Origin of the sequence: Peribacillus sp. NPDC060253, from assembly GCF_042727425.1 — a bacterium.
In the GTDB taxonomy this organism is placed as follows: Bacteria; Bacillota; Bacilli; order Bacillales; family DSM-1321; genus Peribacillus.
The window spans coordinates 1-14,401 of the sequence record NZ_JBHXAS010000114.1; the positions used below are offsets into that span (position 1 = coordinate 1).

General features: G+C 40.0%; 16 protein-coding genes. 4 read left to right on the plus strand and 12 right to left on the minus strand.

All coding sequences use genetic code 11. The features are described from left to right. The first annotated feature begins 43 nt into the window (after positions 1–43). Positions 44–622 carry an HTH-type transcriptional regulator Hpr gene (locus ACFWE9_RS21560; protein WP_230158572.1) on the plus strand — a complete coding sequence of 193 codons (579 nt, stop codon included), beginning with the start codon at positions 44–46 and terminating at the stop codon, positions 620–622. Between the two features lie 2 nt (positions 623–624). Here ACFWE9_RS21560 and ACFWE9_RS21565 read toward each other — a convergent pair whose 3' ends face one another. After that, on the minus strand, positions 625–951 hold the full coding sequence (locus ACFWE9_RS21565; RefSeq protein WP_230158570.1) for a DUF1878 family protein: 327 nt from the start codon (positions 949–951) through the stop codon (positions 625–627). Between the two features lie 396 nt (positions 952–1,347). On the opposite strand from ACFWE9_RS21565, the gene ACFWE9_RS21570 reads away from it, so the two are divergent. Beyond that, positions 1,348–1,734 (plus strand): DUF3267 domain-containing protein, encoded by a 387-nt coding sequence (locus ACFWE9_RS21570; protein ID WP_377358713.1) that lies wholly within the window; start codon positions 1,348–1,350, stop codon positions 1,732–1,734. A gap of 403 nt (positions 1,735–2,137) precedes the next feature. Here ACFWE9_RS21570 and ACFWE9_RS21575 read toward each other — a convergent pair whose 3' ends face one another. Both ACFWE9_RS21575 and ACFWE9_RS21580 read right to left on the minus strand, forming a co-directional pair. Then, positions 2,138–2,221 carry a YjcZ family sporulation protein gene (locus ACFWE9_RS21575; RefSeq protein ID WP_061462016.1) on the minus strand — a complete coding sequence of 28 codons (84 nt, stop codon included), beginning with the start codon at positions 2,219–2,221 and terminating at the stop codon, positions 2,138–2,140. Between the two features lie 185 nt (positions 2,222–2,406). After that, positions 2,407–2,490, minus strand: coding sequence for a YjcZ family sporulation protein (locus ACFWE9_RS21580; protein WP_230158741.1), 84 nt, complete (start codon positions 2,488–2,490; stop codon positions 2,407–2,409). Between the two features lie 199 nt (positions 2,491–2,689). Here ACFWE9_RS21580 and ACFWE9_RS21585 point away from each other — a divergent pair, with 199 nt between their 5' ends. Next, the gene (locus tag ACFWE9_RS21585) at positions 2,690–3,556 is read left to right on the plus strand and encodes a peptidylprolyl isomerase (RefSeq protein WP_230158563.1); all 867 of its coding nucleotides are present in this window, start codon (positions 2,690–2,692) and stop codon (positions 3,554–3,556) included. 54 nt (positions 3,557–3,610) lie between these two features. Here the strand turns inward: ACFWE9_RS21585 and ACFWE9_RS21590 are convergent, their stop codons facing one another. From ACFWE9_RS21590 to cysK, 8 genes are all read right to left on the minus strand, one after another. Then, the gene (locus tag ACFWE9_RS21590) at positions 3,611–3,793 is read right to left on the minus strand and encodes a sporulation YhaL family protein (protein WP_053344914.1); all 183 of its coding nucleotides are present in this window, start codon (positions 3,791–3,793) and stop codon (positions 3,611–3,613) included. Positions 3,794–3,892: 99 nt separating this feature from the next. Further along, entirely contained in the window at positions 3,893–4,831 is a 939-nt protein-coding gene (yhaM, locus tag ACFWE9_RS21595; RefSeq protein ID WP_230158554.1) for a 3'-5' exoribonuclease YhaM, read from the minus strand. Positions 4,832–5,010: 179 nt separating this feature from the next. Continuing rightward, on the minus strand, positions 5,011–5,709 hold the full coding sequence (locus ACFWE9_RS21600) for a (2Fe-2S)-binding protein (protein ID WP_230158552.1): 699 nt from the start codon (positions 5,707–5,709) through the stop codon (positions 5,011–5,013). Continuing rightward, positions 5,702–6,526 (minus strand): ABC transporter ATP-binding protein, encoded by an 825-nt coding sequence (locus tag ACFWE9_RS21605; protein WP_377358710.1) that lies wholly within the window; start codon positions 6,524–6,526, stop codon positions 5,702–5,704. The genes ACFWE9_RS21600 and ACFWE9_RS21605 overlap by 8 nt, the downstream gene beginning before the upstream one ends. Positions 6,527–6,802: 276 nt before the next feature. Next, positions 6,803–7,210, minus strand: coding sequence for a hypothetical protein (locus ACFWE9_RS21610; protein WP_230158549.1), 408 nt, complete (start codon positions 7,208–7,210; stop codon positions 6,803–6,805). Between the two features lie 42 nt (positions 7,211–7,252). Next, entirely contained in the window at positions 7,253–10,273 is a 3,021-nt protein-coding gene (locus ACFWE9_RS21615) for an ATP-binding protein (protein WP_230158547.1), read from the minus strand. A gap of 21 nt (positions 10,274–10,294) precedes the next feature. Beyond that, on the minus strand, positions 10,295–11,671 hold the full coding sequence (locus tag ACFWE9_RS21620) for a metallophosphoesterase family protein (protein ID WP_230158545.1): 1,377 nt from the start codon (positions 11,669–11,671) through the stop codon (positions 10,295–10,297). A gap of 21 nt (positions 11,672–11,692) precedes the next feature. Next, positions 11,693–12,616: a cysteine synthase A gene (gene cysK / locus ACFWE9_RS21625; RefSeq protein ID WP_230158537.1), complete on the minus strand. Its 924-nt coding sequence runs from the start codon at positions 12,614–12,616 to the stop codon at positions 11,693–11,695. A 335-nt stretch (positions 12,617–12,951) separates the two neighbouring features. On the opposite strand from cysK, the gene ACFWE9_RS21630 reads away from it, so the two are divergent. Beyond that, positions 12,952–13,140, plus strand: a complete 189-nt coding sequence (locus tag ACFWE9_RS21630) for a YhzD family protein (protein WP_230158535.1) — start codon at positions 12,952–12,954, stop codon at positions 13,138–13,140. A gap of 370 nt (positions 13,141–13,510) precedes the next feature. On the opposite strand, the gene ACFWE9_RS21635 is transcribed toward ACFWE9_RS21630, so the two are convergent. Continuing rightward, positions 13,511–14,308: an enoyl-CoA hydratase gene (locus tag ACFWE9_RS21635; RefSeq protein ID WP_230158533.1), complete on the minus strand. Its 798-nt coding sequence runs from the start codon at positions 14,306–14,308 to the stop codon at positions 13,511–13,513. Positions 14,309–14,401: the final 93 nt, after the last annotated feature.

The following is a 14,401-nucleotide window of genomic DNA, read 5'->3' on the forward strand; positions in this document are numbered from 1 at the left end:
CATAATAAATGTACAGAATCTTATAAGTAGGTGAGCCCATAAAATGCAGAATAAAAATTATTCTATGAAAGAAGCAATGATTTTTAGTCAACGAATTGCACAATTAAGCAAAGCATTATGGAAATCGATTGAAAAAGATTGGCAGCAATGGATTAAGCCTTATGATTTAAATATCAATGAGCACCATATTCTTTGGATTGCCTACCATCTTAATGGCTCTTCCATTTCAGACGTTGCAAAATTTGGGGTCATGCATGTTTCTACGGCATTTAACTTTTCAAAAAAATTAGAAGAACGCGGGTTTTTAACATTTTCAAAGAAAGAAAATGACAAAAGGAATACGTATATAGAAATCACCCCTGAAGGTGAAAGAATTCTTCTTGATTTAATGGAAACATACGACCCAAGTAAGAACTCTGCTTTCTCAGGTGCCCTTCCCCTTCGCGAGCTTTACGGTAAGTTTCCGGATATGATTGAAATGATGGCTGTCATCCGTAATATATACGGTGAAGATTTCATGCAAATCTTTGAACGGTCATTCGATAATATTGATCAGGAGTTTACTGATGTGGAGGGTAAAATTACAAAAAAAAAGATAGAGAAAGAAACTGAGCCAGTTTAATCTCACACTCTATCCATTTCCTTCATGAATGATACATATAAACCTTGTGATAGGCATGCATCAATGCATTCCTTTATGGTTATTTTTGGATTAACCTTTCTTTCAAATTGATTAAAAAGCGGTCGAAAGTTCATGTACCCTTCCGCTTTTTCTATTTCATAGCGTTTGCTCAAGATATCACATGTTTCCAATAATTCTTCCGCTTCCTTCTTCGTGAAATTTTTTTCCACAAAAAGAAAGTCCAACTTGGCTTCCGGATTGCGTATCAGGTTTAATAAAAGTCGCTGATGAAAACGGAGTATTTCTATTTCTTCATTCATATTTCTCATATATCATTAATCCCCAATCAATCATTCAAATTTAACTTAAAAGGTTTAAAACCATTGGAAATCCCTGCTCAAAAATCCGCCTATTCTGTAGTTCGAAAACCCGGTCTTATGCACCTTAAGCCTTCTTCCGTCCTGAAGTGAATATTCTCTTATAACTAAATCCAATAATTCTATTGCTATTTCCCCCCATTCATCGTAATGTATGTATGTAAATTCAACAGTCTTTGGAGGGCTGATTTCGAAATGAATTCGTGGAAAACAATTGACCTGGCAAAACAATATGGGAATGGCCGCCTGATCCTTTTTTCAGTTTTTACAATATTGATGTCTTTTGTTCTGATCTATACAATATTAAGTTTCTTTACATCCCATATTGTTTTGTATGACGACCAAACAATGGTATTTTTTAGCCTTTTTCTTTTATTATATCCTGTTCACAAACTATTACACTATTTACCCTTACGATTATTATGTAAAAAAGTAAAAACTTCTTGGTCCTTGAAGTGGAACCTTATACTTACATGCAAAGTTAATGTGAATCATCCGATTCGAAAGCACCTATATCTCTTGACCCTTGTGTTACCTTTCTTCATTATGTCTGTTATTTTAATTGGTTGTGCCCTTAGTTTTCCACATTACATTCATTATTTCACTATTTTATTATCCCTGCATACCGGATTATGTGTATCGGATTTCATTTATATAAAAAACCTGGTTGGATCCCCAGGACATTCTTATATCGAAGAACATCGAGAAGGGTATGACATACTTATTCAAAAGTGATTTCATAACCATCCATAAAGATTCCTGATAAGATTTTTTGGTATCTTTTTTCATTATAATTTGGTATCGTATTTATACATGATGTTTTGCAAGGAGGGATTTAGGCTTTGATCTCGTTCTGGTTTATTATTTTTGCTATTTTGATCTTTTATAATATTAATAGAATGACAAACTCTTTATGTATTCAAAAGGAAATTGCTGAAGACCGGCAGCCTAAAGTATTCAGGACCATTAATGTATTAATTACGATTATGTTATTATCCTCCTATATTGAAATTTTGTATACGTAGAGATGAGCAACAAATGACGACAAATCATTTGTTACATACATTGGTGATATCCGGAGCATTATCCACATAAAGAAAAAGGGCGAAGCGGTCTGCTTCGCCTTTTGTTTATGAGTTTATAACCAAGAAGCTCCAATTATTATTAACAGGATGAAAAGAACGACAATTAGAGCAAAGCCTCCACCTATTCCTCCAGACATTGATCTTCCTCCTTTCCATTCTTAAGTACCAGCAATTTCATGCGCACTCTTATATCCGCCAAAAGGAATCCATTCCTTTCATAGCTTGATAAACATTTCAATCATTTTCTGTTGAGCGTCTACCCTATCCTATTCAACTCCACGGCAAAAGGAGTGGGCACTTTCATTATTAATTTTGCAATCGATTAGCAAAATGCTGATCCTACAATTATTAATAAAATGAATAACACCACTAACAAAGCGAAACCTCCATTAAATCCATTACTCATTCTGCTACCTCCTTTTGATGTCCTCGATGTATCATATGTAAACGTTTATTATCTGGGTAGGCGTACACCCATTTTTCAAAAATTCTTATTGATACATCAATATATTATTTTTTGTAAAGTAACCAGAATATGTTATAGTTAATTTTGTGGAATTACAAAGAATAGTAAATCAGAAACTTAAAACTAGGAGTTGTTTTTAATGAAGAAATGGGCATTATCGATTGCTGTTACTGCAGGGCTGATCGGACTTACAGCATGCAACAGCGACAAGGAAGCAGTCGTGGAAACTAAAGCGGGAGATATATCTAAAGAAGAGTTCTACAATGTCATGAAAGACCGTTATGGTGAAACAGTTCTTCAAGAACTTGTTTATGAAAAAGTTCTTTCCGAAAAATATACAGTATCGGATAAAGAAGTTAACGCTAAAGCGGACGAGCTTAAAGAACAAATGGGTGAAAATTTTGAAACGGCCCTAGCCTCTTCCGGATATAAGAGCGAAGATGATCTTAAACGTGCACTTAAAATCGGTATGCTTCAAGAAAAAGCAGCTGTTGCTGATATTACTGTAAAAGAAGCTGATGTGAAGAAAGCTTATGAAGACTATAAACCACAAATCAAAGCGAGACATATTCTTGTAAAAGACCAAAAAACGGCTGATGAAGTTAAAGCTAAATTGGACAAAGGCGAAGACTTCGCTAAACTTGCAAAAGAATATTCAACAGACACAGGAACAGCTGAAAAAGGCGGAGAGCTAGGCTGGTTCGGTCAAGGTGAAATGGTTCCTGCCTTTGAAGAACAAGCATACAAAATGAAGAAAGATGAAATCAGCAAACCGGTTAAATCCGATTATGGCTACCACATCATCCAACTTGAAGATATAAAAGAAAAAAAATCATACAAAGATATGAAAAAAGATCTTGAATATGATTTGAAAGTCGCTCAAATTGACCAAACTAAAGTTCAAGATATTTTGAATGCAGAAGTTAAAAAAGCGGACGTGAAGATTAAAGATAAAGATCTAAAAGATGCCATTACTTCTGGTGATGCAACTAAAGCAGAAAAATAATTCGATAGTAAAAAGCGACAGGACTTTGTCCTGTCGCTTTTTTTCATCATTCAGCTAAGCTCCCTGATTTATATCCTTCTTACGCCTCTCACGCTCTTCTTCCATACGTTCAATATACTTCTGACCTTCCTTCTCGATCCAAGCATCATCTATGAGACGTTCCTGCCTAGCTGTCCAAATTGACATGACTGCACTGACAATTATTCCAATAAACACGAACCAAATCCAAATTGGCATGTCCATTCCCTCCCAAAAAATCTACTATTCATTTACTAGAGAATATGCGAGAATAAAAAAAATATGCTTCTTTCCACGACGGGAAAGAAGCATATTTTTTTAAAATGTTGGTTTATAGAATGACCGGTTATCGAGTGCGAAGACTCTTTCCGTAAATTCACCCGGTTTCACCTTTTCCAAGGCCCGGTCCATCATATTTATCTTGGCATCCATGTTATCAATATAATGCAATACTTCAGCTTCCCTCACCATTGGCGGCTTGGGACTGCCCCATTCCGCTTTGCCATGATGGCTTAATATCAAGTGCTTAAGGATCATGATTTCTTCTGCTTCTATCCCCAATTCCTCTGCAGCTTTACCGACTTCATTTACCATGATGGTGATATGACCTAACAGGTTCCCTTCCACGGTATAAACAGTCGATACAGGTCCAGATAGCTCATGTACCTTCCCAAGGTCATGCAGAATGACCCCCGCATACAAAAGATCTCTATTGAGCGAAGGATAGAGGCTTGAAATGGCCTTAGCCAGCCCCAGCATCGATACCACGTGATAGGCGAGTCCCGACAAATACTCATGGTGGTTCTTGGTGGCAGCAGGAAACGTCAGGAATTCATTCTGATATTTCTTAATAAGGTGTCTAGTCACTCTTTGGATATTCGGATTCCTCATTTCAAAAATGAATTGAGTGATCGTTTCCATCATTTCTTCCTGACTTAAAGGTGCCGTTTGAATCAAATCCGCTTTTGTGACGCCATCAGCATCTGAAGTGATTCTAATATTACGGATTTTCAATTGGCTGCGCCCTCGATAATTTTGGACTTCCCCTTGAACTTTCACCGTGGCTTCCGAGCTGTAGGTCTTCTCATCTGCTTCGGAAACATCCCATAGCTTTGCCTCGATTTCCCCGGTTTTATCACACAAAATCAATGTTAAAAACGGCTTTCCATTACTTGCAACCGCTTTTGTACTCGTTTTAATATACATATATATATCTACTACTTCACCAATTCCGTAGTGAATGATCCCATTTCCCATGCGACTGCCTCCGTTCAATTAAATATCAACATTATAACATATCAACCCGGCCAGTGCGTTTAGTTTCGTTAATAAGTGATAGACAATTTGAAGGAAAAAAAGCCTGGGCGGCTGCCACTTTTTTCACACCACAAGAAAGCCAGCCTTGAACCCAAGCCTGGCTTTGTAATCGATATTATTCAACAGTTCTTGTTCGGACAATACGCGCATTTTCCCTGGCCCTCAATCCGGTAATATAAACAGCATGTCACCCGTTTATAAGGATTCATGGACTCTTCGACAGTTTTTTCCCCAATGAATCGTTTAAATGGTGAATGCTTTTCAATATTCAGCCATACTTCATCTTCAAGCAACTTTACAATGTCCGTTTCAACACGTGTCTTTATATCAGTCTGCTTCAGTAGCTCACTATACATCCATACCGTATAGCTCCAGATCGTTTCCCATAGTACAAGTTTTGATATTCTAGTCGTTTTAGAAAGCGGGTGAATCGCTTCCGCACCAAACCTGCTTAATATGGACTGGAGGGCAATAGAGCTTTCCTTTTCTTGAACATCGCTCCACTTGTTAGTTTTCAACAAAAAATGCGGCAGCCAATGTTCATCTTCGGGATCATCCAAAACGGCAATGTCCCCTAATGTGCCCTCCCAGATGAGCCGGTGTTTACTGACCATGTACAATTGTGCCGTAACAAAAAAAGCATATCGCCTGAACCACATTGAAATGGCTATTCTTGTCGTTTCCGCCCCTGTCCGTGCCTGGGCATACTGAATCAGCTCATCTAGATGATCAAAGGTCTTGGAAGCTTTGGCTTCATCTCGTAAGGATATGCGATATCCCTGCAGCTCTTTTTCGATAGTAGGTGTGAGGTTATGCATTGGCGAGCGCTTTTACCTGCCTGTGAGCGTAACGGCCTTTACCAAACGGGATGCACATCGGGCTGCCGAAAATCGGATCAAAGGAAATTTGACATTCCATCCCGAAGACATGCTTTACCAATCCAGGCGTGATGATATCCTCCGGCCGGCCTTGAGCGTGTATCGCTCCTTCTTTAAGTGCCACCAGATTATCCGCATAACGGCAAGCCAAATTCAAATCATGAAGCACCATCACGATCGTTCGGTTCTCCAACTCATTCAAGTCGAACAATAAATCCAAAATCTCGATTTGATGGGTCATATCGAGATATGTAGTCGGTTCATCCAACAAAATGATGTCCGTGTCTTGAGCCAGTGTCATCGCTATCCATGCACGCTGCTTCTGGCCTCCCGATAATTCATCGACTGCCCGATCCTTCAATTCGGACAGGTTCGTTGCTTCGATTGCCTTTTGAACTTTCTCTTCATCCACGGAACTCCACTGTTTCAACCAACTTTGGTAAGGATATCTTCCTTGCTTCACAAGTTGATAGACTGTAAGTCCTTCAGGAGCAATCGGCGATTGTGGAAGAATCGCCATCTTTCTTGCTACATCCTTCGATGACATGGTTGAAATCGCTTTGCCTTCAAGTAAAACTGAGCCGGATTGCGGTTTTAATAAGCGGGCAACCGACCTAAGCAATGTTGATTTCCCACATCCATTTGCACCGATGAATACGGTGATTTCCCCACGTGGTATTTCTATATTCATATCATTTATAATTAATTTATCACCATAACCGAGCGATAGAGACTGAGTGTTAATAGCTGGTCGCATTAATATACTCCCCTTATTAATCTAATAATACCAGTTTAATGAAAATGATTCTCACTGTCAATCTAAAAAAAGAGTATAAACCATAAACTCCGTGTCATCCTAGGTAAACATTCATGTGTAAAAAAGATTAGACCCTCATTTCAGATCCTTCATTTTGCACAACTTCCAAATGGCCGTTTCATTCTTTCATGCTCCTACATAGAGACATTCTCCTGTCGGAACCACCGAACGGTTTCATTTAGCGAATAAAGAAAAGCCCTCCATTCGGAGAGCATTTTAACCGACCAACAGGCGATTTGTACAATGTGCAAGGGATTCATCTCTAATGAAGGTAAATAAATCCTGATCGATATAAGGGATTAATCCTTCGGCGATGTTCCAGGCATTGACTTCTATTTGATAAAGGATTTCTGATTTTCCCGTACTGTATAGCTCCTTACTCAGTACGGCAAGATCCGGGTCCAACGCATGACCCATTTCATGTGTGAGGATGATCCATGTATATTCCTCAAGCCTTTCAAGCGAGCCAAGAGAGCGTTCACACTGTATTTCGATATCTCTCTTATATAAAGTGATCGTATGTCCTTCGGCAGAATACTTTCCCCCCACACACCGTTTATCAGGGAACTCCTTTTCGATGATTAACATTAATGAAGAATCATGTTGGCTTACAAACTCAGCCATATTCACTGACTTCACTCTCTTTTATTTATAGTTTATTTCCCATTATATTTCGGGGATGATCAAATCATTCATATTTTGGCGCAACACGGAACTGGATAGACGAATTATTTGGTTTTCCCTAAAATGCTCCAATACATGCCGATGACAAGTAAAAAAGAAAATTTGTCGCTTTTCCGAAACTTTTTTCAATAACTCAAGCATCCGTTTTGTCCTTTCCGCATCAAAATTGACGAAACTATCATCAATGATGAGAGGGAATGAATCTTTTTCAAAAGTATGATCAGCAAGTGCGAGCCTTAGGGACACATAAATTTGCTCTGCTGTCCCGCGGCTGACCTCTTCAGCCCTAAAGTTCAAGCCGTCTCTACGCTGTACCCAAATCCCATCACCCGACTGATCAAGGATGATCTTTTGGTAGCACCCTTTCGTTAAAAAGGAAAAATGCCGCTCAGCATCAGCGATAACCTTCGGAAGTCGTTCCCTTTTATATCCGTCCAAGGTTTTATTCAATAAGCTTTTGGCTATTGCCAATTTCGCCCATTCCTTCGCTTCTTCGTTGAATGCCGCTTTTTCTTCATAAAAACGATGAAGTAAGTCGTCATAAATTCCTGAAGCTTCAAGCTGCTTTATCCTTTGCTTCGTTTCAGACTGTTTCTCTAATAAAAGTGATTTAGAATTTACGGAATCCTTCCGTTTCCTTTCTAAATGTTCAAATGTATATGTAGTGATTCCCTGCTTTAGGTAAGTTTGAATTTGCTCATGTTCCATTCTTGATTGCCCTATTTGAACATTGATCAAATCAAGTTGTTTTTGCAAAGAGACTTTCCTCTCGGACAAAACTGCGTTATGTCTGAACTCTTCCTCACCCTTTACCTTCGCTAACTCAAAAAGCTGCTCCATTTCTGCATCAAGATAGTCTTTTTCCATCGTCAACTGCTCGATTTCGTTTACCAAACGGTCCCGTTCCTTCATCCATTGTGTAAGTTGAACGGAGAACTCCACCGCTTTGTTCATTTCCCGTTTTAAAAGGGCTATTGCTTCCCTCCATGTGGATGGCTCAAAATCAAGGCTGTGGGCAAAATGAAATAAAGCCTTCACTTTACCTTCAAACTCTGCATGTAAAAATTGGTACTGCTTGATTGTTTCATATTTTCTTTCAACGGCTTCCTTCCATTTCTCCAGCAGTTCCAATACAGATTCAAGATTGATTTCCACTCCGGGATAAGACATGCCCCAACCGCTTAAGATGTTGCTCACCTCTTTATCAAGCCGATCCCTGCCAGCTTCCCAAGATGCGTATTCCTGGATGGTCGATTCGAATGCTTCCTCTCGTTCTTTGTATTTGAATCTCTCATTCTCAAGCTGCCTTTGAAGACGGTGGTCCAGCTCAAGCAACTGTCCCATCGACTCTTCTTCACTCTCTCTTTTTGCTTCACTCGCAATTACAGCCCTTTTCTTTTTTGCCTCATCCAATTGCTTACTATACCCGGACAATATATCATCACCTTTGAAGAAAGACTTGGAAACCGCAAACAGAACAGCCACTGCCAGAAGTATCATTCCCAATAGTATTTGTTCACTGAAATAGCTTTTGATCGCACCTAAACATAGTAATACGATAAAACCGCCATTCATGAAAAGTGAACGTTTTCGGTTATGCGCTTCCTTCTTTTTCTGTAATGACAATTGTTTTTCAAGTTCGAGTATTTGTTCATCAAGGATGATGCTTTTGGCTGCTTCAAGTTCGATGTTTTGTTGCTTGTTGAATAAAGATTCCAGCTTGCTTCTTTTTTCTTCTGGCATTATCTGGGCCTTAATCTCCTTCAAGCGGGCTTCCGTCGTTTCCAAGCTTCCCTTTTGCAGTCCATATTTCTCATCAAGCTGTTTTTTAACATTTTGGAGATGATGCTTTTCTCTCTCTGCCCTTTTGACCTTTTCCTTCATGAATGTACTGATATCGAGTTTTCTTATTTCATCATCAGATACATCCAAGAATAATTCCTGTTTCACCTTTTCGATATTCTTTTCTTCCATCAGCCTTTCATGTTTTGCTTTGCGCATATCCAGCTCAAGCTTCTCCAGCAGTGTTCCTTGATCGACCGCATGCTCAATTTGCTCTTTATGTTCCTTGATGAAATGATTGATTCCGATTTCGGCAAGATTCCCTTCAAGTTTGGCCATTTTCTCCGTCAATGCAGCTAAATGGGCTTTCATGGGCACTCCAACTGCCTGAAGCTGTTCAAGCCTTTTTAAACCATCAACAGGAAAACTTACATCCTTGATTTTACTTATTTCGGTTTCAAGTTCGTCCTTTTCTTCAACCAACGGTTTTATTCGTAAAAAAGTACTCATGGTAACAAGGTTTTCTTCAATTTCTTGAATATCTTCCGTGATGTCAGCGAGCTCCTCCTTCATTTTTGTCTCTTCCTGAAGTAATGCCGTATATGACTGCTGTTCTTCTTCTGATGCTTTTACCTTTTTCTGCAATTCCCTAAGTTCTTTTATCCTCACATTCAGTAGAGGTTTTTGGCCTGATGGCTTGAACCTTAAATCCAGCTCTTTTTGCAATTTCGTTTCGGCTTCAAGAAGTTTATCGTTCCCGATCAGCCCGGCTGAAAGCAGATATTTACTCATCGTTCCTTCACTTAGTGTATGTAACCCCTGCAAGCCTTGAAGATTGAAAGAAAAAATGGCTTGGTAATAGTTTTTATCAACGCCATGGAGAATATCATTCAGCTCGTCCTCGCCGCCAACCCTTCCATCTTCGAAAGTCACTTTTACATCCCCAGTCGCTTTCCCCTTCACTCGTTCAATAACGATTTCCCCATCCTTTTTTGTTATGAGACTAAGCCTTCCCCCATATTTGGCATGCATTTTAGGCTCATAACGCGGTTCGTTTTGAACCTTTGTCGGAAAACCAAATAGAATACTATGAATGAAGGACATGATGGTGGACTTGCCTGATTCATTTTCGCCAAAGAAAATCTGCAGCTGCCCCAATTCAGGAAAACGCTGATTTTCCAGTTTACCATAACCATAAACATGGAGGTCTTTAATAATCAAATCTCTTCCTCCTATCTGTACCTATTTATTCGGTTCAAACACATGCAAAAGCCAGCTTTCCGCTTCATCCAAAAGCTCCCTCTGCTCATCAAACTCTATGGCATCAAGATATCTTCTTGCACCTGGGAGATTATAAAGCGGGGCCAGAGCAGCCTCTGTATCATCAAATTCAGAAGCCAGCATGGATACCTCAGCCATAAATGGCGATAACCTTTCATTTGTCCTGATCATAGTCACGGACTGGATGACTTTGATTTTATAGACCCAGACAAACGATTCACCTTGCTCTTCTTCCTGTAAAATCCGGGTCAATTCCTCAAGATATTCCCCGTAAGCGTCGGCTGCTCCTCCAACATCCAACTTCACTTCCAAAAGATAGCTTCTTCCATCGAAACCCTTTTGCTCAATTACTTCCCTGCATTGCTTGAACAGGGCATCAAATCCTCCATCAGCTGATGGTTTAATCGTTACACTATCCCATATCACTTCAGAGGTTTCAATAAAGGAATGGCGCTTCGTGTCACCGTCGAGTTCGACCAGCAGGCAACCTTTTACGCCAGACTCCTTGCGGTTCCTGCCTTGTATATTTCCTGAGTAAATCACAAGCGGATCTTCTGAAACAACCTGATGCTTATGAATATGGCCTAATGCCCAGTAATCGAAATCTTTAGCCGCAAGTTCCTTCAGGGAAAAAGGGGAGTATGGGCTATGTTCGGAATTGCCTTCCAAATTCCCATGAAGCAGACCAATATGATAATCCGCCCCTTCAGCTTTTATGTAGGTTTCAATCATTCTCTCCCTTACATGACGGCGTGGATAACTGAAACCATAAAGGTGGACAGTCGTTCCATCCGTTTTTTCGAACAATTTCACTTCCGTTTGCCCAGAAAAAACGTAAACATTATCCGGTAGCTTTACAGTAATCCATGAGCCGCTGAGATGATCATGATTTCCATGAATGATATAGGCAGGGATTTGATGTTGCTCGAGTTTTTCCATTTCGGTTCGAAAACGGACTTGTGTCCGGAGACTCCGATTTTCCCCATCAAACAGATCCCCCGACAGGACGATAAAGTCAACTCGATGGTAAATTGCTTCATTAATGATTTTTTGGAAGGCTTTAAATGGGCTTTCCCTTAATTCCTTCAATATAGCTAATGGCAAATCCTTCAACCCTGAAAAGGGAGTATCCAAATGGAGATCCGCCGCATGAATGAACTTCACTTTACTCAAAAGTAACACCTCGATTTCTATCAACAATTCACTTTTAATTTTAACATGAACAGAACATACTTTCCCATATATTATTACTTTAATACATATCAAGGGACCAGATAATCCAGTATGGGCAAATTCAACCGAAAAAAGACCGAATGGCGTACACTTTGTGCTGTACACGGCATTCGGCCCCTTCCAATATTAGTTGAAAATATCCATACTTAAGTAGCGTTCACCGTTATCCGGCGCAATGCATAACACTCGCTTTCCACTTCCAAGACGACGGGCTTCCTGCAGGGCAGTCCAAACCGAGGCACCGCCTGAAGGCCCAATGAATATCCCTTCTTTCGAAGCCATATCCTTCATGGTAGAAATGGCGTCTTCATCAGCCGCTTGAACGATTTCATCAAATACGTTTGTATTTAAAATGCTTGGGATAAAACCAGGGCTCGTACCCACTAACTTATGAGGACCAGGCTTTCCGCCTGAAAGTACAGGAGAACCCTTAGGCTCGACAACGACAACCCTTAAATCAGGCAGCTGTTCTTTTAATGCTTCACCTGTACCAGTTATCGTTCCGCCCGTCCCTGCAGTTGCGACAAACACGTCTAGCTTTCCATCCATCTGATCCATAATCTCGACGGCAGTCGTCACTCTGTGAATATCAGGGTTGGCTTTGTTTTCAAATTGCTGCGGAATAAAGCTATTAGGAATCTCTGCAGCGAGTTCCTCTGCTTTACGAATGGCTCCAGGCATCCGCTCCGATGCAGGGGTTAGCACAACTTCCGCTCCATATGCTTTTAGTATATTGATTCTTTCTTTTGACATATTATCTGGCATGACCATAATGGCCCGATACCCCTTTGCGGCAGCATTCATTGCAAGCCCTATACCTGTATTTCCAGAGGTTGGCTCTATGATAGTCGCCCCGGATTGAATGATTCCATCCAATTCAGCCTGCCTGATCAAGTTGAAGGCAGCCCGATCTTTTACGCTTCGGCTTGGATTGAAATATTCAAGCTTCACAAATACCTCCGCGTCATTCTTCCCCGTTAAATGATTAATTCTTACAACAGGTGTATCTCCTATCAATTCCGTAATATTATTCACGATCTTTACCGTCATTCAAAAAACTCCCTTCGTTCCTACACTTCCTGGATGCACTTTTACTCTAGTTTATTATATCATTTATGATTTTTCATTTTAAAGAGAGAATTCCTCTAGTATAAATAGGTTTTGTATTCATTCTTTCCAAACTTAAAGGAAAAAACTATGAAGTTTGTTCGGTATAGTCATTTTTCACCATTTTTCGAAATATTCAGCCACTTATCTATATTTCCAGTGTTACTACATTTCCCTCACATAACAATAGTCAAAATTGACAGATAATGATAAAATTTTTATAACAGTTCCTGTATTTAGAGAAAAGACAGTATATTATTGATGAGGGAGTTTTGGAAATGAGCAGAATATACAAATTAACCGTTTTTGAACCGTCAGGGGAAAAACTATTGGATGAATCATTTACAGCCGAGAATGATGAACAAGCAAAAGAATTAGGTCAAAATCTTTTGAATGAAAAAAACTACCAAGATTTAACCCATCGCTGTACATCTCCTGCAGGAGCGCTATTGCTTTTTCATCGCTGACCGAAGATGGAAGCGTAATCATTTTAAAGAAAGGCCGTCACAAAAACGTGACGGCCTACGGTTTTTTTATGGGTTGTACAATTTGGCCGTTGATTTCCGCTACAGGCACTCGCTTTCCGCGGGCGGTCCGGTGTGCTCCTCGGCTAACGCCTGCGGGGTCTCCCTTGGACGCGCTTTTCCCGCCGGAGTCTCGCACACCCGTTCCAATCAACTTTGTTATAACATTTAGCTAGAAACCATATCTGAGGAGTTGAAGGTGTTGCTTTGGGTCAGTTGGTTCGGGAACATCATTTGATGAATGATACGTTTTCCGAACCCCTTTTTTGCTACATACTGAGGTCATCACTAGGGAAATGACGGTCTTTCTCATTCATTTCCCGATGAAGTTCGGTTTTCTTTTTTCCATGAAAGCCTTTATTCCTTCTTGGTGATCCGCTGTTTGACGCATTTTCATTTGAGCAGCTTTTTCAATCTCAAGCATTTTAATTAATAATGGCCGATTTTTTTCACTAAGGATTTTTTTTGTTTTGATCATAGCTTGGACCGGGCTTTCCAGCCACGTTTGTACTTTTCTCTCTACCGTCTGTTCCAAAGTTCCGTCTGCCACTTCATGAACGAGACCCTTTTCTTTGGCTTCGAGCGCTGTAAGGACTTTACCTTCCCAGATTAACTCCTTTGCACCTACTTCACCAAGTCGACGCTCAAGGAAGAAGTGTCCCCCGCCATCAGGAATTAATCCAATTCCGATAAAATTCATCGCAACTTTACTTTCCGAATCTGCGATGAGATGATCAGTTGCAAGAGCTATACTCAGGCCAAGCCCCGCTGCTGCACCATGAATGGCGCTTATGGTCAATTTAGGCATGAAATAGAGAGTGGTAACCAATTCACTGATTCCATCCATCAGATCATCGAAAGCGTTTTCTTTTTCAGATGTGAGCATCATCTTAATATCTCCACCCGCGGAAAATGCCTTCCCGTTCCCTTTTAAAATGACTACGTCCACTTCTTCATTTTCACTTACTTCTTTAAGGGCAGAAGTTAAATCATGCAGCATTTGCGGATTTAGTGCATTCATGGCCTCTGGCCGGTTCATTGCAACAGTAGCCGTCCGTTCCGAATATGTGACTAATACAGTACCTGCAGATGATGTTGGTTCAATACTCAATTTATTTCCTCCTCTTACGCTCTATGAATGTATTATATATTTTTTCATTGTTTTCAGAATAGGGTGAAAAGTTATAATTAAATATATATACCC

Excerpts from the sequence above, each read along its gene's own strand:
- ACFWE9_RS21560 (WP_230158572.1), top strand. The coding sequence starts at position 44 with ATGCAGAATAAAAATTATTCTATGAAAGAAGCAATGATTTTTAGTCAA.
- ACFWE9_RS21565 (WP_230158570.1), bottom strand. The coding sequence starts at position 951 with ATGAGAAATATGAATGAAGAAATAGAAATACTCCGTTTTCATCAGCGA.
- ACFWE9_RS21570 (WP_377358713.1), top strand. The coding sequence starts at position 1,348 with ATGGTATTTTTTAGCCTTTTTCTTTTATTATATCCTGTTCACAAACTA.
- ACFWE9_RS21575 (WP_061462016.1), bottom strand. The coding sequence starts at position 2,221 with ATGTCTGGAGGAATAGGTGGAGGCTTTGCTCTAATTGTCGTTCTTTTC.
- ACFWE9_RS21580 (WP_230158741.1), bottom strand. The coding sequence starts at position 2,490 with ATGAGTAATGGATTTAATGGAGGTTTCGCTTTGTTAGTGGTGTTATTC.
- ACFWE9_RS21585 (WP_230158563.1), top strand. The coding sequence starts at position 2,690 with ATGAAGAAATGGGCATTATCGATTGCTGTTACTGCAGGGCTGATCGGA.
- ACFWE9_RS21590 (WP_053344914.1), bottom strand. The coding sequence starts at position 3,793 with ATGCCAATTTGGATTTGGTTCGTGTTTATTGGAATAATTGTCAGTGCA.
- yhaM (WP_230158554.1), bottom strand. The coding sequence starts at position 4,831 with ATGGGAAATGGGATCATTCACTACGGAATTGGTGAAGTAGTAGATATA.
- ACFWE9_RS21600 (WP_230158552.1), bottom strand. The coding sequence starts at position 5,709 with ATGCATAACCTCACACCTACTATCGAAAAAGAGCTGCAGGGATATCGC.
- ACFWE9_RS21605 (WP_377358710.1), bottom strand. The coding sequence starts at position 6,526 with ATGCGACCAGCTATTAACACTCAGTCTCTATCGCTCGGTTATGGTGAT.
- ACFWE9_RS21610 (WP_230158549.1), bottom strand. The coding sequence starts at position 7,210 with ATGGCTGAGTTTGTAAGCCAACATGATTCTTCATTAATGTTAATCATC.
- cysK (WP_230158537.1), bottom strand. The coding sequence starts at position 12,616 with ATGACGGTAAAGATCGTGAATAATATTACGGAATTGATAGGAGATACA.
- ACFWE9_RS21630 (WP_230158535.1), top strand. The coding sequence starts at position 12,952 with ATGAGCAGAATATACAAATTAACCGTTTTTGAACCGTCAGGGGAAAAA.